The 18,633-nt window shown below is 44.1% G+C and carries 17 protein-coding genes; 2 read left to right on the forward strand and 15 right to left on the reverse strand.

Going from position 1 to position 18,633, the window contains the following annotated elements:
- Positions 1 to 97: 97 nt before the first annotated feature.
- From BTO30_RS09860 to BTO30_RS09925, 14 genes are all read right to left on the reverse strand, one after another.
- Positions 98 to 1,219 (reverse strand): N-acetyldiaminopimelate deacetylase, encoded by a 1,122-nt coding sequence (locus tag BTO30_RS09860; protein ID WP_075398559.1) that lies wholly within the window; start codon positions 1,217 to 1,219, stop codon positions 98 to 100.
- 63 nt (positions 1,220 to 1,282) lie between these two features.
- Positions 1,283 to 1,993, reverse strand: coding sequence for a 2,3,4,5-tetrahydropyridine-2,6-dicarboxylate N-acetyltransferase (gene dapD, locus BTO30_RS09865; RefSeq protein WP_075398560.1), 711 nt, complete (start codon positions 1,991 to 1,993; stop codon positions 1,283 to 1,285).
- Positions 1,994 to 2,064: 71 nt separating this feature from the next.
- Positions 2,065 to 2,955, reverse strand: a complete 891-nt coding sequence (locus BTO30_RS09870; protein WP_075398561.1) for a transcriptional regulator CcpC — start codon at positions 2,953 to 2,955, stop codon at positions 2,065 to 2,067.
- Positions 2,956 to 2,959: 4 nt separating this feature from the next.
- Positions 2,960 to 4,411 (reverse strand): MDR family MFS transporter, encoded by a 1,452-nt coding sequence (locus BTO30_RS09875; protein ID WP_075398605.1) that lies wholly within the window; start codon positions 4,409 to 4,411, stop codon positions 2,960 to 2,962.
- 52 nt (positions 4,412 to 4,463) lie between these two features.
- Complete coding sequence (gene cbpB, locus BTO30_RS09880; RefSeq protein WP_075398562.1) at positions 4,464 to 4,904, reverse strand: cyclic-di-AMP-binding protein CbpB; 441 nt, start codon at positions 4,902 to 4,904, stop codon at positions 4,464 to 4,466.
- A gap of 132 nt (positions 4,905 to 5,036) precedes the next feature.
- Positions 5,037 to 5,297 (reverse strand): YkuJ family protein, encoded by a 261-nt coding sequence (locus tag BTO30_RS09885; RefSeq protein WP_075398563.1) that lies wholly within the window; start codon positions 5,295 to 5,297, stop codon positions 5,037 to 5,039.
- 129 nt (positions 5,298 to 5,426) lie between these two features.
- Positions 5,427 to 5,639, reverse strand: coding sequence for a hypothetical protein (locus tag BTO30_RS09890; protein WP_075398564.1), 213 nt, complete (start codon positions 5,637 to 5,639; stop codon positions 5,427 to 5,429).
- A gap of 70 nt (positions 5,640 to 5,709) precedes the next feature.
- Entirely contained in the window at positions 5,710 to 6,915 is a 1,206-nt protein-coding gene (locus tag BTO30_RS09895; protein ID WP_075398565.1) for an EAL domain-containing protein, read from the reverse strand.
- Between the two features lie 102 nt (positions 6,916 to 7,017).
- Entirely contained in the window at positions 7,018 to 7,737 is a 720-nt protein-coding gene (gene treR / locus BTO30_RS09900) for a trehalose operon repressor (protein WP_083632362.1), read from the reverse strand.
- 49 nt (positions 7,738 to 7,786) lie between these two features.
- Complete coding sequence (gene treC / locus BTO30_RS09905; protein ID WP_075398567.1) at positions 7,787 to 9,451, reverse strand: alpha,alpha-phosphotrehalase; 1,665 nt, start codon at positions 9,449 to 9,451, stop codon at positions 7,787 to 7,789.
- Between the two features lie 42 nt (positions 9,452 to 9,493).
- Positions 9,494 to 10,903, reverse strand: a complete 1,410-nt coding sequence (treP, locus tag BTO30_RS09910; protein WP_075398568.1) for a PTS system trehalose-specific EIIBC component — start codon at positions 10,901 to 10,903, stop codon at positions 9,494 to 9,496.
- A gap of 125 nt (positions 10,904 to 11,028) precedes the next feature.
- Entirely contained in the window at positions 11,029 to 11,793 is a 765-nt protein-coding gene (gene fadH / locus BTO30_RS09915; RefSeq protein WP_075398569.1) for a 2,4-dienoyl-CoA reductase, read from the reverse strand.
- 278 nt (positions 11,794 to 12,071) lie between these two features.
- A complete protein-coding gene (locus BTO30_RS09920) occupies positions 12,072 to 14,174 on the reverse strand; it encodes an RNA degradosome polyphosphate kinase (RefSeq protein ID WP_075398570.1) in 2,103 nt (700 codons plus the stop codon).
- Positions 14,175 to 14,192: 18 nt separating this feature from the next.
- The gene (locus BTO30_RS09925) at positions 14,193 to 15,776 is read right to left on the reverse strand and encodes a Ppx/GppA family phosphatase (protein WP_158023584.1); all 1,584 of its coding nucleotides are present in this window, start codon (positions 15,774 to 15,776) and stop codon (positions 14,193 to 14,195) included.
- A gap of 79 nt (positions 15,777 to 15,855) precedes the next feature.
- Between BTO30_RS09925 and BTO30_RS09930 the strand changes: the two genes are divergently transcribed.
- Positions 15,856 to 16,320 (forward strand): YkyB family protein, encoded by a 465-nt coding sequence (locus BTO30_RS09930; RefSeq protein WP_425429453.1) that lies wholly within the window; start codon positions 15,856 to 15,858, stop codon positions 16,318 to 16,320.
- 44 nt (positions 16,321 to 16,364) lie between these two features.
- Here the strand turns inward: BTO30_RS09930 and BTO30_RS09935 are convergent, their stop codons facing one another.
- Positions 16,365 to 17,267 carry a chemotaxis protein gene (locus BTO30_RS09935; protein ID WP_075398572.1) on the reverse strand — a complete coding sequence of 301 codons (903 nt, stop codon included), beginning with the start codon at positions 17,265 to 17,267 and terminating at the stop codon, positions 16,365 to 16,367.
- Between the two features lie 145 nt (positions 17,268 to 17,412).
- Here BTO30_RS09935 and BTO30_RS09940 point away from each other — a divergent pair, with 145 nt between their 5' ends.
- Entirely contained in the window at positions 17,413 to 18,570 is a 1,158-nt protein-coding gene (locus tag BTO30_RS09940) for an aminotransferase A (protein WP_075398573.1), read from the forward strand.
- The last annotated feature ends 63 nt before the right edge of the window (positions 18,571 to 18,633 follow it).

Genomic DNA, 18,633 nt, shown 5'->3' on the forward strand with positions numbered 1-18,633 from the left:
AATAATACGCGTTTATATAAGTTGAGCTTATCTTTTGACTAAATGGACGATTTTTAAACCGCCTTTCAGTACTGCCAAATAATAGGATGAAAACAATTTATACATGTCCAAGCTTAGTAAAATAACGAGTAATAAACGAGATCGCTTTATCAATTGCTGATTCATCCGGGTTCAGCATAGCATGATGGAGTCCATAATCCGACCCGACGCCAAGCCAGAACATCATGCCTGGTATTTCTTTCAGCATAAATCCAAAGTCTTCCCCTGTCATCGCCTCGCGTGACAGCACAAACTGTATGTCCTTCTTCTCTTTTGCAAATTGAATGAAGCGCCCGGTTACTTCCGGATCGTTATAGACTTGATAGTATCCGCTGCCGCAGTCAATTTCCGACTCGCATTCAAACGATGACTCAATTCCTTCTAATAGCGCCTGAACGCGCGATTTTGCCTTATCCATCGCTTCCGGTGACAACGTACGGATCGTTCCCTCCAGTCGCGCATGGTCCGCTATCACATTCTGAACGGCACCGGCCGTCATTTTCCCGATTGTCACCACAGCACTGTCAAGCGGATCAACATTCCGAGATACGATTGACTGAAGCTGTGTGACAAAATAAGACGCCGCAACGACCATATCTTTTGTTTCATGCGGATAGGCTGCATGACCGCCTTTTCCTTTGAAATCAATAAACAATTCCGAAGTATTGGCGAACAACAGACCCGGCTTTGTCGCAATCGTCCCCGCCGGGTGTTCCGGCGCTATATGCAGCGCATAGATTTCATCCGGCATCCATTCGCGCAGCTCCTCAGAAGCCATCATCGGTTCAGCGCCTCCCGGACCTTCTTCAGCCGGCTGAAAAATAAAAACGAGGTCATCATTGATCGGATTCGAGGTAAAATGTGTCACCACGCCAAGTGCAATGCTCATATGGACATCATGTCCGCATGCGTGCATCCGTCCTTCATGAGTGGATGAAAACGGAAGACCTGTTTTTTCTATGATCGGCAAGCCATCAATATCCGTGCGCCAGCCAATGGTTTTCGATGGTTTTATTCCGCTGATTTTCACAATAATACCCGTCCGCCATATTTTCATTTCCATGCGGTCCTGCGGCAATGTACGTAAGTAATTTAATAAGTACTGCTGTGTCTTCACTTCCTCAAAACCGAGCTCCGGAATTTGATGAAGATCACGGCGGATTTCGACAAATCGACTCATTGTATAGCCCCCTTTTCAAAAAGAACGCGTGAGCAACTGCCCACGCGTTCATCATCACCGCTTTTACAGCTTGCGGAGTTCCTGCATAATTTCTGTTTTTGATTTTGTTTTGTCATCAATTTGTTTAATAACGCGTGCCGGTGCACCGACAGCCACCGAGAATGGAGGAATATCTTCCGTCACGATCGCTCCTGCTGCTACAACAGAACCTTCCCCGATACGGCAGCCTTCCAGCACAACTGCATTTGCGCCGATTAATACGTTATCCTCAAGCACAACCGGTGATGCAGACGGGGGCTCAATAACGCCCGCAAGAACTGCTCCTGCACCAACATGACAGTTTTTACCAACTGTTGCGCGTCCGCCCAGAACCGCGTTCATATCAATCATTGTTCCTTCACCGATCACAGCGCCGATGTTGATGGAAGCACCCATCATGATTACCGCATTATCGCCGATTTCAACCTGATCTCGGATCACAACGCCCGGCTCGATACGCGCTTTAATGTTTTTCATGTCAAGAAGCGGAATCGCGGAATTGCGGCGGTCGTTTTCGACTACATAATCCGTAATTTTATCTTTGTTTTGCTCCAATGCTTCAGACACTTCTGCCCACTCACCAAATACAACAGCGGATTTCCCTTCACCGAACACTTTCGAAGAAGCGCCGAAGTCAATGCCATCAACGTCTCCGTTTACGTATACCTTTACCGGTGTTGATTTTGTGCTGTTGCCGATAAAAGCGATAATTTCATGTGCGTCCATCATTTTCATAACTATGTATTCCTCCTGAAACTGCTCATAATGAATTTTTCTGCCTTTACTTTATCAAAGTGAAGATATTTTCACAAGCGATATTCATCCGAATATTGCATAAACCGTTCTACCGTTTCGACAAAAGCCTGCACTTGACGGAGTTCAAACGCCGCATCATAGCCAAGCATCCATGTATCACGCCGGATCGGTTCCCCATCCCGGTCAAGAAGCGGTATTTTATACAAGTCATTTTCCTTATTTAAAAGCGTGATCGCAGGCAATATTGCATAACCAAGGCCATTGAAAGCCATCTGACGGCACGTTTCGATTTGATCCACGACAATGGACCGCTTTGGCGCCATTTGAAAACGGTTATGCCACCATTCTTGAATTTCCTGGTCGTAATTGGAATCACTTTTAAATTGAATGAACGGCTTATCAGTTGATAACACTTCTTCCACATCTTGAATATCTTTATCCACTAAATAAAGCGGATCTTCAAACAAGTGAATTTTCCGACCTTTCCATTCAGGTGTTCCCCGAATAATACCGATGTGGACGTCTCCTTCGTACAGCGCTTTTAAAATTTCACTGCTCCAGCCGGTCATCAATTGAATCTTTGCATGAGGATACCGTTCAACAAATAACTTTAACACTTTCGGAAGCCAGTTTTGCCCGACGATTGTCGCACAGGCAATTTTTAACGTTCCATGAACTTGCGGTTCAAGTGATTGCAATTCTTCCAGCAGCCGTTCTTTTTTCTCAAGCGTTTCTTTTGCATATTCAACGATTAGTTCACCAGCGGGCGTTAACGACAGCCCTTTTGTGGAACGGTTGAAAATTTTCATTTCCCATTCCTTTTCAATCGTCTGCAGCCTCTGGGATAAAGCCGGTTGGGAGACAAAAAGACGCTCTGCCGCTTTTCTCATATTCATTTCTTCAGCCAGCACGGTCAAAAGGCGAAATTCTGAAAAGGACATCTTTTTACTCCCCTTTCTTTAAAAACAGCAGCAGCGCGAACGAAACCACCGCAAATAGAAATACAACCCAATAAACGGCGTGAAGAGATGCCGTCAGCCCTTCATTTAAAATAAACCGGGCAGAATGGGTCATCGCGGCACCCTCCCCAAGCAGCTCGTTGATGGAATCCACTGACAAACTTGCAGGGGCCTCAGGGTTAGCCTGTAAATAGGCGGCAAGGCGGCTGTTCAGCACACCGCCAAGTAATGCCGCCCCAATCGTATTACCGATATTGCGCATAAACATGTTCGAGGCGGTTGCTGCTCCTCTTTCATGCCATTCTACCGCGTTTTGAATAGATACAATAAACGCGGTGGAGGTCAGCCCCATGCCGACGCCGGTAATAAAAGAAGAAGCGCCCGCCCACAAAGGACCGAATGACGGATCCATAAAGGCAAACATAAGCCCGCCGGCCAATAGCGCCGCACCGCCTATTAACGTCGTTGTCCGGTATCCGACTGACATCATGAGCTTTCCGGATAAGGAAGAAGCAATCGGCCAGCCGATTGACATCGCCGTCAGTGTGAATCCTGCAACCGTTGCGCTCTCTCCCATAAGGCCTTGAACATACATCGGCAAAAATGTCGAAATGCCAATCAGTATAATCCCGGTCGTCAAAGATACGACATTCGCAATCAAAATAGGACGGGCTTTCCATAGATGAAATGGAATCATCGGGACCGCCGTCCGCCGTTCATGAATGACAAAGAAGAGGAGAGCTAACATTCCAGCGGCAAGAAGGGGCACCGTGTACGCCGTTTTTCCCGCCTCAACAAGAAGATACATGAATACTGAAATACCAATTAAAAACAATATGGTACCTATGTAATCAATTTCCGGTTTCTTTTTCTCGACCTTTTCATGTAAAAACAGAAACAGCATCATGACTGAAACAACACCAAGCGGCACATTGATCCAGAATACCCAGCGCCAAGAAACAAATTCAACAAGCATTCCGCCTAGGGCAGGGCCGGACACTGCTGAAATCCCCCACACACTCGCCAAATACCCCTGCACTTTTGCCCTTTCCTCTTTCGTATAAATATCGCCGACAATGGTTGTCGCAACCGGCATAACCGCTCCGGCTCCGATTCCTTGAATGAAACGGTATACAATCAGCTGCTCCATGGAAACCGCAAACCCGCACAGGACAGATCCGATTAAAAAAATCCCGATCCCTATAAATAGAACAGGACGCCGCCCAAAAATATCGGACAGTTTTCCGTATATTAAGACCGTTGCTGCATTCATCAGCAGGTAGGCTGAAAATACCCAGCTGTATAATGAAAACCCGCCAAGTTCCGCTACAATGTCCGGCATCGCAGTCGACACTATGGTCGCTTCGATCGCACCCATAAACATCGCCAGCATGACAGCTGCGAGGACAAAGGGACGATTTGTCTTTCTTTCACTCATCATCATACCTTCTTTCAAACGTAAAAAGACCCGCCGCATGGGCGGATCTTCATCAAATCAGCTGATCAACATATTGATTCAGCTGTTTTAAAATGACCCGTCTCGTCAAAATCCCTTTAAAATAACCTTCTTCATCCGTGACACATAAAAATGGATGATTGATTAATTGACCGAGCGCTTTTCGAAAATGGTCGTGAATGGTTAAACGCGGTTTATCCACCGCCATCACTTCCTCTACTTTCATCTCTTCAAGACGCTCAAATTCCACCCGCTCAAGCCCAAGGATGGCTTCTGTAATCATCGTATTGCTGATCAGCCCTTCCAGACGGTACTTTGCATCCAGTACAGGCACAGCTGTATAACCGCTCTTCGTCAATACGAGCAGGGCATGTTCCAGACTGTTTCCCCGCTGAACGAATGCTACTTTCTCACCTGGAATAATATAATCCATAATATTTGTCTGCAGTACATCTTTGTTTTTGAAGGAAATCATACTGATACTCCTTTTCCAATTTTGTAAGCGCTTTATTCATCTTCTATTATAGCAAATTGGAACAGCAAAGTGCCAGGCAGACGAGCCGTTCTTTTCCATTTAAAAAGAGTCGGCTCCCAAATGGCAAACGACTTATTCCTGTTCCTGCTGTTTTGCTTCCTGAAGCAGTTCAAAAATTTCGATCGCTGTCATATCGATATCGTCAAATGGATATTTGCTTCCTTTTCCATCTTTATCGTACACTTCGAGCTCAAATGTATCTTTATTCGGGAAATATTTAACCTGGCAAAGCGTCTTTCCGTTCAATTCAAAAAGGCGCTGCTGCACTTCTCCCTGTTCTCCGCCCTCCTGCAATGACTTTAAACGCTGTACAATTCCCACTAACTGTGACATATATTGTCGACCCCTTTCGATTCATAATCCTTTTAGTAAGCACAAGAAATATACCATACATCGATTTTATAATCCAACTTTTTTGTACCCTTTTTTCATCGGATTCAATCAAAAAGAGACGCCAAAAAATCAGCGTCCCCTCATCCAAACCATGATAATGATTCCTAGAAAAACAACCGCTGCTGCCACATACGTCCAGATGACTGGATTAAGAGCGTATGGATGACGGCGGACAGGCTGTCCCAGCTCATCTTTTTCTTTGCCGGCTGAAGCCCGTCTCATCACCATCATCGTGGCAAAAATGGAAGCGGCAAGCAGCAGAATGGATACAACTGCAAACATTGTAATAGCAGCCACCTACTTTATACTCGTGATGTCTGCCATTTTATCCACTTCTCTTCTTTCTTATACGTTAATACAAAAGGCCTTCCTGGTCGTATAAAAAATCATAGGATATGTCAAAAAATAAATACTCATTGTCACCCACTGGATAAGAAAATGTCCGGATCGTTTCGCCTGTTTCAATATCGCTGTATAAATCTGATATAAGACCCCCGCCATTTTTTCTCATACGCAAAATATTTTCCAGAAAATATGGACGCCAGCTCCAATTTTTTTCTAAATATTCCGGCTGAAAGATCCATTCTCCGTCTTTTTTAAAATAATTTGGTGTCAATTCAAAGCCGTTCTCATCACAAATATAAAGACGAAAACACATGTCATTGAAATGCCGGCCAATTTCTTCAAGCAGTTTTTCTTTTCGCGCCGTCTTGAATTTCAACAAAATGATATCAAGTTCGGTCTCAATTTTATCCGCCAGCGTATAGACGCTGCGGAGCGCTTCTTTTTCATACGCAATAAACCGGCTGCATTTCCCGCGCAGCATGTCTTTCAGCTGGTTCGGGTCCGCAAAATCCGCAGACGGCTCCGCAAGATAAAACCCTTGATAATAGCGTCCGCCGTTTTTCCATGCATATTGAAGCTGGTATTCTACTTCCACCGTTTCAAATAGAAGCGACGCCCCGATCTTCCGGGCAAACATCGATAAGGAATACACAATGTTTTTATACGTCTGATCGCTTGCATCTTTTCTGAGCGCCCGCAGACTCACTTTTAAAATATCCGGTGATGATCCGGCAAAATGGCGAATATCTCCGTTCACCTCGCCGATATGATCAACAGCAAGACGGATGCCGAGCGTTTTGTAATAGCGTAAAATATTGTCAAGTGCCGCACTGTAATCCGCTTCAGAGATCTCCAGCACGATTTGATCAAGCGAGACCCCTTTATCGGCATAACTTTCAATGATTGCGAGAAACGATTCACCATAGTCCTCCAGCAGTCCTGACGCCTGCCGGTTAATAAATAGCATCGATTCCTGCTTTGCTGCAGAAAAGGCATCGAGCGCTTTTTTTAAAATGACATCCTCCACTTCGCGCCGGTACTCTTCAGGGATGTCTTCATCGTGAAAAAAACCGCCGAGACTGTTCGCCGTATCTTCTTCCAAATATCGGCCAAGCACTTCATAGCCAATAATTTTATGTTCATCAGCGCTGAAAATCGGCTGATAATACGGAACGACCCGGTCGAGATTACTCATAATTTCCAGTGCGTCCATCGAAGGACCCCCTTTTTCCGTCAAATCGATTATAATTATACATGACTTTAAACGATTATGCTCTTCCAGAGGAAAAAACCCGGTGCAAAAATGCATCCGGGCTTACTTCATATGACGGCGGGCAAAATCAACAAATCGGAATTTATCAAGCCTGTGTCGGGATTCTGTATATTGAAATAAACTCGCATCATCAAGATAGACATAGTTTTTCACCACGACGACATGTAAAAAACCATTCAGGTCAAGATAGCGTTTATCCTCTTCTGTGCAAGTCTCCACCACAATTTCTTTTTTGGCAAAACTGATCGTAAGACCAAGGTCATGCTCAATATGCGCATAAATGGACTGCCCGCAAATCTCTTCCGTCAAATCCGGAATATATTTTTTCAGCAGGAAATCTTTATCGAGAATCACCCGTTCTTCATCAAATGTACGTGTCCGGATCACTTTCCAAACATCGTCCTTTGCACTACACTGCAGCTGGTGCTGTAAAAACGGCGGCGGTTTGATCAGATTAAATTCTTCCACCTCTGTTTTAATAGACCCTTTCATTTGATCGGCCAGCTCTTTAAAGCTGACAAGGCCGGAAATCGGAAAACTGGCCCTGTTCGTATCGAGTACGACGGAGCCTTTCCCCCGCAGCTTTTGAATATAGCCATTTTGCGAAAGAAGCGTTAACGCTTTTCTGATCGTTTCCCGTGACGTTTCATACTGCTGTGCGAGCTCATTTTCAGATGGAATTAATTCTCCCGGCTGAAAAGTGCCGTCTTTCATTTTATCCGCCAATTCTTCATAAATGTATTTATACTTGTTTTTTTTCACCTGTCTCACCTGCACGATGTCATTCATCCAAACTATAGCATACTATCCATTATTTAAACAGACGATATACGGTACTTTCGTATGGCGATAGGGTCCAGTCTGACAAATGAACAGGGGAATCCGGATCATTTGTCATAATACGCTCGGATCGATACGCTTTCCATTCATCCGGTACTGTAAACGGCACCTGTTCTTCAAAGAAGTTATTGACAACAATCCATTTCTCAGTAATGCCTTCCCGAATATACGCAAATAAATACGGATGATCCGGTAAAATCAGCTGAAAGCGGCCTTCGCGGAGAACCGGCTCTGTTTTGCGAAGTGCAATGAGTTGTTTATAATGATGAAAAATGGATTCTTCCTCTTTTTGAACAGTGTCAGCGTTTATCTCTTTATAATTAGCCGCCTCTTCAATCCACGGGGTTCCGCTCGTAAAGCCGGCATGTGGAGCATCACTCCACTGCACAGGCGTTCGGCTGTTATCACGCGACTTTTGCTTTAAAATGGTCATGACTTCGTTTTCAGGCAAACCGCGTTCCAGTAAAATTTTGTACATATTCAGTGATTCCACGTCTCGGTACTGTTCAATCCGTTCAAAATTGGGATTCGTCATCCCGATTTCTTCCCCTTGATAAATGTAAGGTGTCCCTTTCATAAAATGAATAACGTTTGCCAGCATTTTCGCTGACTTTTCCCGATATTTCGGATCGTCGTTTCCATAACGGCTGACAATCCGGGGCTGATCGTGATTGCACCAGAACAATGCGTTCCAGCCGCCTCCTTCATCCATTTCCACCTGCCACGTTGACATGACCTGCTTCAGCCATTGAAAATCAAATGGAGCTGCTGTCCACTTTTCCCCATCCGGATAATCCGCTTTTAAATGATGAAAATTAAATGTCATCGCAAGCTCTTTTGAGTCAGGATGTGAGTAGCGTATGCAATGATCTATCGACGTAGAAGACATTTCGCCGACCGTAAGCAGCTCATAATGAGAAAATACTTCTTTGTTCATCTCCTGCAAAAATTCATGAATGCGCGGACCGTCTGTATAAAAACGCCGTCCATCTCCTTCATAATCATCTGGAAACTGCTGGTTTTTGGAAATTAAATTGATGACATCCAACCGGAAGCCATCGATGCCTTTTTTCAGCCAAAAATGCATCATTTCGTATAAATCCCGGCGCACATTCGGGTTTTCCCAGTTTAAATCAGCCTGCGTCCGGTCGAACAAATGCAAATAATATTGTCCGCTCACTTCATCATATGCCCAAGCAGAACCCCCAAACTTCGACTGCCAGTTATTCGGCGGACCGCCCTCTTTCCCGTCTTTCCAGATGTAGTAATCACGGTACGGTGAATCCGGGTTGCGCGACTGCTGAAACCATGCATGTTCCGTTGATGTATGATTGACGACAAGGTCCATCACGATTTTTATATTACGGCTGTGAGCTTCATCCAAAAGTTTTTCTACATCATCCATCGTGCCATAATCCGGGTTCACTTTATAATAATCGCTTATATCATAACCGTTGTCTTTTTGCGGCGATTCGTAAATCGGCGTCAGCCATAATACATCCACGCCGAGATCATGCAAATAATCCAGCTTTTCGATAATGCCTTGAATATCCCCCACACCGTTTCCGGTCGTATCGTTAAAACTTTTTGGATAAATTTGATACACAACGCTTTTTTTCCACCATTGTTCACTCATTGCTGCTTCCTCCTAATAGAAAAAAAGGGCAGATTTCGCCCTTTATTTTTGTTTCACAAATTTTGAAAAGATAAATGTTAAGACAATTGGCAGCATGATGACGATGACCATTCCAATTAAGAAAGCGGACATGCCTTCGCTGATAACAAGGAAGCCCGGAATACCGCCAACCCCGATTGTGCTTGCTAATACGCCATTCACTGAAATCAGCATACCGGCAATAGCTGAACTGATCATCGCTGCAGCAAACGCATAGCGGTACCGCAAGTTAACCCCGAACATCGCCGGTTCTGTAATACCGAGAAAAGCGGAAATCGCCGATGTAAACGACAAGCCTTTTAATTTTTCATCTTTTGACAGCCAGCCGATGGTCATAGCTGCAGCCCCTTGTGCAATGTTGGACAAAGCGAGCATCGGCCATAAGAACGTGCCGCCTAATTGGGATCCAACGAGCTGTAAATCCACCGCGAGAAACGTATGATGCATGCCCGTAATAACAAGAAGGCTGTAAAATCCGCCATAAATGAGACCGCCGATCAATGGAACTTTATCAAATACGAAAATAACAGCATCCGTAATGGCGTTCCCGACTGTAAACATGACAGGACCGATGACAATAAATGCCGCAAATCCTGTAACCAATAAAGCGATTGGCGCAACAACTAGCAGCTGAATGCCTTCCGGAACACGCTTCGTTAAAAAGACCTCCATTTTAGCCAGCAGGTAGGACGCGAACAGAACCGGCAAAACCTGGCCTTGGTAGCCGATTTTTTCAATCTCTAACCCGAGAATATTCCATGCCGGAATTTCCCCCGCTTCCTGTGCAGCCCCATATGCCCATGCGTTCAATAAATCCGGATGTACAAGAATCAATCCGAGGACAATCCCTAAAAGCGGGCTGCCGCCAAAACGTTTCACAGCGGACCAGCCGATTAATGCCGGTAAAAATGTAAACGCTGTATTGGCAATTAGGTTAATGATGCTAGCTATATCTGCCCACTGCGGATAACGTTCAATAATTGATTCGTCAAAAAAGATACCTTGACCCGTTAAAATATTATTTAAGCCAAGAAGAAGACCCGCTGTGACAATCGCCGGTAAAATCGGAATAAAAATATCCGCCAATGTCTTAATCGCCCGCTGGAGCGGACTTAAGTTTGCTTCTGATGCTTTTTTCACATCTTCTTTAGACGCTTCGCCAATTCCGGTTTCATCCACAAGATCCTGGTACACTTTGTTGACCGTTCCCTGCCCGATGACAACCTGATATTGACCGTTCGCTGAAAAAGACCCTTTGACAACATCAATTTCTTCTAGTTTTGTTTCATCCACTTTGCTTTCATCTTTTAAAGCAAAACGGAGTCTTGTGACACAATGCGTCGCTGCTTCAATATTTTCTTTGCCGCCGACAGCTTCTACAATATCTTTAGCTTGTTTTGAATACGCTCCCATTGCAGCTTCCCTCCTAAACTTGTATATACATCTTTAATTAGACTTTACCACCTGTATATACAGGATGTCAAGCAGAATAGAAAGCGATTGCATCAAAAAAAGCAGCGGAATCCGCTGCTTTTTGATTAAAATGGAAAACGGTTAAGCCATTGACCGCCATCCATTGTAATGCATTCACCGTTAATATAACCGGCTTCATCCGAAAATAAATAAAAAGCGAGTCCGGCAATTTCTTCCGGCGTTCCCAGTCTGTGAAGGGGTACGCTGTTTATCGTCCGCTTTGCCGCTTCTTCTGATTCCCACAATTTGTCCGCGCCGCCAGTCCGTTCAATCGGTCCCGGCGCAATCGCATTGACTCGTATGCCGTATTGCTGCCCCCACTCGACAGCAAGCGTTCTCGTCAATGAGAGCACCCCTGCTTTTGCCGCTGCTGAGTGCGCGACACCGGCACCGGCATTCCATGCATATGTGGCGGCCATGTTAATGATCGACCCTTTTATACCGCGCTCAATCCAGTACGTCCCCGCCGCATGAGAACAATAAAATGTACCATTCAGAACAATATCAATGACCGCTTTCCAGCCATTGGGCGATAATTTTTCAGCCGGACAGATAAAATTACCGGCCGCGTTATTGACGAGAAAATCAATCCGGCCAAATGTTTTATCTGTTTCTTTTATAAGGCGCTCCGCTTCTTCCGGCTGGCGAACATCCATTGATATGGTCAAAAACCGCTCACTGTCAGCCGCTATTTCTTTTTTCGCTTCAGCCAGCCGATCCTGATCCCGTCCGCAAATGACGACATTCGCGCCTTCATCATAAAATCGCTTCGCCATATATTTCCCCATTCCGCTTGAACCGCCTGTTACGATCACTGTTTTATCTTTCATTTTTCCATCCCCTTTGCAAAATGAATGATTATTCACTCATTATTATACCATAAAATAGAGGCGGTCCCGCAAATAGGAAGGTAACGCCTGATTTTAGCCCGATTTATCGATATTAGGGACGGATTCTGCCTCATGAAGGCCGAATTTCTCAAAAATCGGCCCAAATGATAAGGCAACCGGCCTACAATCAAAAAATACGGCCCAGAGTACAAGAAAAACGGCTTTCATTCATGAAGAAGGGGCTGTCTCGTTGAATGGTTGAGACAGCCCCTTGATGGTCATTCTTCGTCTTCCCGCACGCGGTAGGCATTATTCAAAGACACAAGCTGACTGTCAATAAAGATATCGCCTTTTCCGCGTGTGACGTAATGATAATTTCCTTCGTTATCCTGATACCGCGCTTTCGCATTATCGGACAGCTGTAATTGAAGAAAATTCATTAATCGGTTTTTTAAATGATTCTCCAGAATCGGGAATAAAATCTCAACCCGTTTGATCATATTCCGCGTCATCAGATCGGCTGATGATAAATAGATTTTGTGATCGCCGTTATGATGAAAGAAATAAATTCGGCTATGTTCTAAGAAACGGCCGACAATGCTGATGACGCGGATGTTTTCACTTACACCCGGAATGCCCGGCTTCATGCAGCAAATACCGCGGATAATGCAGTCGATTTTCACGCCGGCGTTCGATGCTTCATACAATTTCATAATGAGCCGCTTATCTGTCAGGGAGTTCATTTTAGCAATAATACGGCCGGTGCCGTGTTTTTTATGAAGTTCAATTTCTTCATCGATCAGTTTAATGAAAGCATCCTGAATATCAAAGGGTGCGACGACAAGATGATTGTATTTCGGTTTTTCCATGTAGCCGCTCAAATAATTGAAGAAATTTGTTGCATCGATGCCAAACTCTTTTTTCGAAGTAATTAAACCGTGATCTGTATATAATTTTGCCGTTGCATCGTTGTAGTTTCCGGTACCGAGATGGACGAAACGCTCAATCTGTCCGGCTCTCTTTCGGACAACAAGTGTAATTTTACTGTGCGTTTTCAAATTATGCATGCCGTAAATCACATGGCAGCCTGCTTTTTCAAGTTCTTTTGCCCACTGCACATTATTTTCTTCATCAAAGCGGGCTTTCAATTCAACAAGAACGGTCACTTGCTTCCCTTTTTCTGCTGCGCGCTTTAATGATTCAATAATAGGTGAATCGCCGCTGACGCGGTACAGAGTCATTTTAATTGCCAGGACAGACGGATCATCTGCCGCCTGAGAAATAAAATCGACAACCGGTTCAAAGGATTCATACGGATGATAAAAAAGAACATCCTGCTGCAGCGTTTTTTCAAACAAGTCTTCACGGGAGGATAAATCTTCCGGCAGCTGCGGAATGAACGTTTCATACGTTAAATCTTCCCGCAATAAACTTAGTTTTTTCGTGAAAGGGAATAAAAAGGTTAAGTCAATCGGTCCGTCAATTTCATATACGTCTTTATAATGAATTTCAAGTTCATCGAGCAAATAATCAAGCACATGCCGGTCAAGATCCTGCGACTTAATTTCAAGACGGACAGCTGCACCCCATTTGCGCTTTTTCAGTTCTTTTTCAATTTCAAGAAGCAAATCACGTGCTCCTTCTTCATGAATCTCCATATCGGCATTCCTTGTAATACGGAACATGTTCACATTTTTTACCGTGTAGCCTTGAAAAATGCGGTCAATAAAATAGTCGAGTACGTCTTCCAAAAGGACAAATGTACCGCCTTTTGCATCAGAAGGCACCTCAATGGCCCGGTCAAGCACACTTGGCACCTGCACAATCGCCACCCGCTCCATTTCCGCCTCCGGCTCATCATTTTCGAGCATGACGACTAAATTCAATGATTTGTTCAACAGCATTGGGAATGGACGATAAGCATCGATGGCCATCGGCGTTAATACAGGGAAGACTTCGTTATCAAAATATTCCTGAAGGAACGCTTTCTGTTCCTCGTTTAATACATCCGGTTTTAAAAGATGAAAGCCTTCTTCTTCAAGTGCCGGTAAAATTTCTTCTGTCAAGACACGGTTTTGCGTATGTACAAGCTCATGCGCTTTTACGCTGATCGCTTTCAGCTGCTGCTTTGGCGTCAAGCCGGCTTTATTCTCCGGTTTATTAAAACCTGCCTTCACCAAGTCCTTTAAACCAGCCACCCGCACCATAAAAAACTCATCCAGATTTGAACTGAAAATCGCCAGAAATTTCATGCGTTCGAGAAGCGGATTGTTCAAATCTGATGATTCCTGTAAAACACGTTGATTAAAATTTAGCCAGCTAAGCTCACGATTATTATAATATTGCGGATTCGCTAAATCGGCGGCTGTTTGTCCATTCATCGGAATCCCCCATTTCCATTATTTCATCATTTGTTCGAAATGCAGTTCAATTTTGGTTTGTAAGGCTTTTTCAAGATGTCTTTTTTGCTTTTCGCTTTGATACCGCTCGGCTAATTCATTTCCTTCACAGTAAACCGTTATAAGAAGAGCGTTGTTTCTCTTTTTCACATCCAGATTCTGCACAACGCTGCGCTTCGAACTGTTTAAGCTGAAGCAAAGCTTGAGCATGGCGCCATATTCACGCATTTTCTGAATCTCTTCTTTGGAAAACCAGCCGTTAAACTCTTCGATATACTGCTTTAACGTCGAGTTATTCGTAAAAGACGCCGTTAACGAAAGATATGCTTTTTCACGGTGCGTAAATCCGTCAAACAATGAATTAATTAATAAATAAAACGTATGCCGGCTTTTTGAACTCGATGAAATGTATTCACCCAGATAAAAAAGGACCGCTGCCTGCTCAATCATGAACCGTTCCTTCTTTGACACATTCAGTACGCCCTCTTGTTCAAAGCCTTTCAGCATCTTTTCGGTCAGTTCCATCATTTGATGATGGTGCTCCGGATCGTGTCCATATACTTTCAAAAGACGTTTTATCCCGTTTCGCTTTACATCCAATGCTGTTTCCCAGCGACCCCCTTTTATGCGTTCAAGCATAATCCCGTCGCGCAGTCCGCGTGAGCTGACGAGCAGACCGGCAGCTTTTGTATAAACAGCCAGTTGATAAAAGACTTCAATTGCCGGCAAAATTAAGTCTGCCCGCTCATTCGAAAGGCCATCTACTTTTTCAAACTCGGCATATGATAACATCGATAATTCCTTATGAAGGCTGTCAAGCGCATCGAACGTTAATTCATAGCCATGGACACCGAGAGGCGGGTAATTTTCTTTTAACTGCTGCACACTTGCCAGGTTCCGCGCACTGCCTCCAATTGCTGCAATAACACCATCCGGCGCATTGGACAGCCACGAAAATTTGGCAAATTCACTTTGAATGTATTCGGCCATTTTCTTCTGTTCTTTCGGTTTCATCCTGTCTTCTTCAATAAACTGCTCTTTCAGTGAAACGACTCCGAATGGAAAACTATGTGAATATTTCAATTTTCTGTTTTCGAACAATGTAATTTCCGTACTGCCGCCGCCAATATCTATCGTTAATCCATTATCAGCCGGCATCGTTTTCAGCACGGCGGATAATCCGTAGTATGCTTCTTCTGCACCTGATAAGAGACGGATTTGAAATCCGGTTTCTTTCTTTACCTTTTGAATAATTTCATTGCTGTTCTTTGCCTGGCGGATGGCAGCCGTCGCCGTACATTCCACCTCTGTCACATCATAATAGTCAAGCACTTCACGAAAGTTCTTTAATGCTTCCAACAACAGCTGTACCCCTTCATCGCTCATTTTGCTGTCTTCATCCAGAAAACGGCGCAGTCTGAGCGGCGCTTTGACGTTTCTAAATTCTTCAATTCCCGTTCCCTGTTCTTTGTATAAAACAAGGCGGACTGTATTTGACCCGATATCAATTATGGCTGTCCTGCTGTGCTCCATCGGCTTTCCTGCTTTCTTTTTATATTCATGTTTTCCTTTTAAATATACCATGCAACCCGTTGTGAATGCTTTCAAATTGGATGCAAACAGTATATAATAAGAAAAAATGAGTGCGAAAGGAGTCACAATTGTGAGTAAACTATCCGAACCTTTCACCGAACCTTCATCTGACGACATCCTCGCCAAAGCGATCTTTACGGTTAACCGCCATGCAAAGACGGCCACAAATCCGAAGTATTTATATGCATTGAAAAAGAAAGCCCTCTTAAAAATGATTAAAGAAGGCAAAGCGGAGAAAAAAGGCCTTCACTTTTCCAGAAACCCAAAAAACAGCCGGCAGCAGTCAGACGTTCTTGTCTCTTGTGGTCAATACACGTTTCATATGCCGCCGTGCAAAGAAGACTTCAACCAGCTTCCTCATCTTGGACGCCTCAATGAACAAATCCGCAATCCGCGCTGTTCGATGAGTTTGTCAAAAGCAAAAGAGCTGTTAGAAACGTATACCGGTATGACGGAGGATCGGTCAAAACCAAGCCCGCCCGCCCGCAAAAAGTATACAAAACCTGTTTTTAAACCGCTCGGGCAATCCTATTAGAATGAAAAAGGACGCAGCCGCCCGGCAAGCGTCCTTTTTCTTTTTTAAAGTGCAAGTTCGTCAATATACTCGACAAGCCGCGCAATTTCAGGTTTGCTTACTTGCGCATCGGCGCCGACCCCTGTTCCTTTATGGCGAAGCTCATCCGTAATCAGCGACGAGAAAATAATAACCGGCATCTTTTTCAATTGCGGATGCTCCTTAATGCGTTTCGTTAAGTGATGGCCGTCCATTTTAGGCATTTCGATGTCTGTCACGACGAGCTGTACTTTCTCAAACGTATTTTCCTGTTCGAGTGTTGATTCAAGAAAGTCATAGGCATGCTGGCCGTTTTCAAAAAATTCAACCCGCTCGTAGCCCGCTTCATTCAGCGTATCATGAATCAGTTTGCGGAGAAGAGGAGAATCTTCCGCCACGATAATTTGCTTTTCAGAGCGTTCCCGTTTCCCAAGGCTGCGAATTTGATCGACGTGGATACCGGAATGCGGGTTAATATCGACGACAATTTTTTCAAAGTCAATTAATAAAATCATCGTGCCGTTAATTTTAATGACACCGATAATCTGATTGTTTCCGCCCTGGTACATTTCGGACGGTTTTTCAATGTCGTTCCATGAGATGCGATGAATACGGGTTACATTTTGAACGTGGAACACCACTTTTTGCTGGTTAAATTCCGTCACGATATACTTATCTGACGATTGGTTTTCCGATGGAGGCATGCCGAGTACTTTTGCCATATCGATCACTGGAAGCACTTCACCACGGAGCTGAATGATCCCTTCGATATGATCATGTGCATGAGGAATAAATGTGATCGGCATCGGCTGAATAATTTCTTTTACTTTCATGACATTGATACCATATTTATTGTTCTGCACTTCAAATTCGACAATTTCCAGTTCATTTGTGCCAGACTCAAGTAGAATTCCGTAATCGTTTGTCATAAGCCATTAGTCCCCTTGTGTTTTTATTTTACTATATCATGAAATAAAAGAACGTGGAGGAAAGAAAAGTTTAGATTTCTTTAATATTCGTAAAGATTCTTTTACATTATAATAACAGTTAGAATGAATAAAGGTGGTATACATAATGGAACATCGATTAAACGAACGCGTCAAAGAGATTGAAATCTCCGGTATCCGTAAATTTTTTAACCTTGTCGGCACGACGGAAAATATGATCTCTTTAACCATTGGACAGCCGGACTTTCACACACCGGAGCATGTTAAGGCAGCGGGAATAGAAGCCATTCAGCAAAATGCGACTGTGTACACACCAAATGCCGGCCTTCCGGAATTAAAGAAGGCGGCGGCCGCATTTTATGAAAAGAAATATCGTGTATCGTATAAAGCAGCATCAGAAGTCATCGTTACAGTTGGAGCGAGCCAGGCTATTGATATTGCGCTGCGGACCATTTTACAGCCAGGTGATGAAGTCGTTGTACCTGGACCGGTTTATCCCGGATATGAACCCATCATTCATTTATGTGAAGCAAAAACGGTGATGGTTAATACCACTGAAAATGACTTTCGCATGACGGCTGATTTAATTGAACAAGCGCTGTCAGAACGGACGAAAGTCATCATCTTGCCGTATCCCTCCAATCCAACCGGTGTCAGCTTAACCGATTCTGAACTCATGGATATTGCAAAACTGGCGAAAAAACATGAATTATTTATTTTGGCAGATGAAATTTACAGTGAAATTGTATACGAACGCCCTCACATATCGATTGCGTCTTTCCTTCCGGAGCAGACGATCGTTATTAATGGGCTGTCAAAGTCACATGCGATGACCGGATGGAGGATCGGTCTCCTATTTGCGCCGGAAAACATTGCCCGTCATATGTTAAAAGTTCACCAGTATAATGTTTCGTGCGCATCATCCATTTCTCAAAAAGCTGCGATTGCAGCCCTTACAGCAGGTGTGGATGATGCTCTTCCAATGCGTGGCGAATACAAAATCCGCCGCGACTTCACATATGAAAAGCTGCAGTCGCTTGGACTCAAAACAGTGAAGCCGGATGGGGCGTTTTATTTCTTTGTAAAATTGCCCGAAATCTATAAAGGCACTTCATTTGATTTTTGTGTAACGCTAGCGAAAGAATATAAAGTGGCCGTTGTGCCGGGAAGCGCCTTTTCTTCGTCCGGTGAAGGATGGTTCCGGATGTCCTACGCATGCAGTATGGAAGAAATACGCGAGGGACTGGAAAGAATTGAACAGTACCTTCTCTATTTGCAAAAATAACATAGAATAGAAATGAAGAAAGGGCTGTCTCATTGAACGTTTGAGACAGCCCCTTTCCTTTTT

This window comes from Domibacillus antri (genome assembly GCF_001936625.1).
Lineage (GTDB): Bacteria > Bacillota > Bacilli > Bacillales > Domibacillaceae > Domibacillus > Domibacillus antri.

What these genes read in the sequence shown, in the direction of transcription:
- BTO30_RS09860 (WP_075398559.1), bottom strand. Translation starts at nt 1,219, where the DNA reads ATGAGTCGATTTGTCGAAATCCGCCGTGATCTTCATCAAATTCCGGAG.
- BTO30_RS09885 (WP_075398563.1), bottom strand. Translation starts at nt 5,297, where the DNA reads ATGTCACAGTTAGTGGGAATTGTACAGCGTTTAAAGTCATTGCAGGAG.
- dapD (WP_075398560.1), bottom strand. Translation starts at nt 1,993, where the DNA reads ATGAAAATGATGGACGCACATGAAATTATCGCTTTTATCGGCAACAGC.
- BTO30_RS09895 (WP_075398565.1), bottom strand. Translation starts at nt 6,915, where the DNA reads ATGGACGCACTGGAAATTATGAGTAATCTCGACCGGGTCGTTCCGTAT.
- treP (WP_075398568.1), bottom strand. Translation starts at nt 10,903, where the DNA reads ATGGGAGCGTATTCAAAACAAGCTAAAGATATTGTAGAAGCTGTCGGC.
- BTO30_RS09890 (WP_075398564.1), bottom strand. Translation starts at nt 5,639, where the DNA reads ATGTTTGCAGTTGTATCCATTCTGCTGCTTGCCGCTTCCATTTTTGCC.
- fadH (WP_075398569.1), bottom strand. Translation starts at nt 11,793, where the DNA reads ATGAAAGATAAAACAGTGATCGTAACAGGCGGTTCAAGCGGAATGGGG.
- treC (WP_075398567.1), bottom strand. Translation starts at nt 9,451, where the DNA reads ATGAGTGAACAATGGTGGAAAAAAAGCGTTGTGTATCAAATTTATCCA.
- BTO30_RS09925 (WP_158023584.1), bottom strand. Translation starts at nt 15,776, where the DNA reads ATGGTATATTTAAAAGGAAAACATGAATATAAAAAGAAAGCAGGAAAG.
- BTO30_RS09875 (WP_075398605.1), bottom strand. Translation starts at nt 4,411, where the DNA reads ATGAGTGAAAGAAAGACAAATCGTCCCTTTGTCCTCGCAGCTGTCATG.
- BTO30_RS09935 (WP_075398572.1), bottom strand. Translation starts at nt 17,267, where the DNA reads ATGACAAACGATTACGGAATTCTACTTGAGTCTGGCACAAATGAACTG.
- cbpB (WP_075398562.1), bottom strand. Translation starts at nt 4,904, where the DNA reads ATGATTTCCTTCAAAAACAAAGATGTACTGCAGACAAATATTATGGAT.
- BTO30_RS09870 (WP_075398561.1), bottom strand. Translation starts at nt 2,955, where the DNA reads ATGTCCTTTTCAGAATTTCGCCTTTTGACCGTGCTGGCTGAAGAAATG.
- BTO30_RS09920 (WP_075398570.1), bottom strand. Translation starts at nt 14,174, where the DNA reads ATGAATGGACAAACAGCCGCCGATTTAGCGAATCCGCAATATTATAAT.
- BTO30_RS09940 (WP_075398573.1), top strand. Translation starts at nt 17,413, where the DNA reads ATGGAACATCGATTAAACGAACGCGTCAAAGAGATTGAAATCTCCGGT.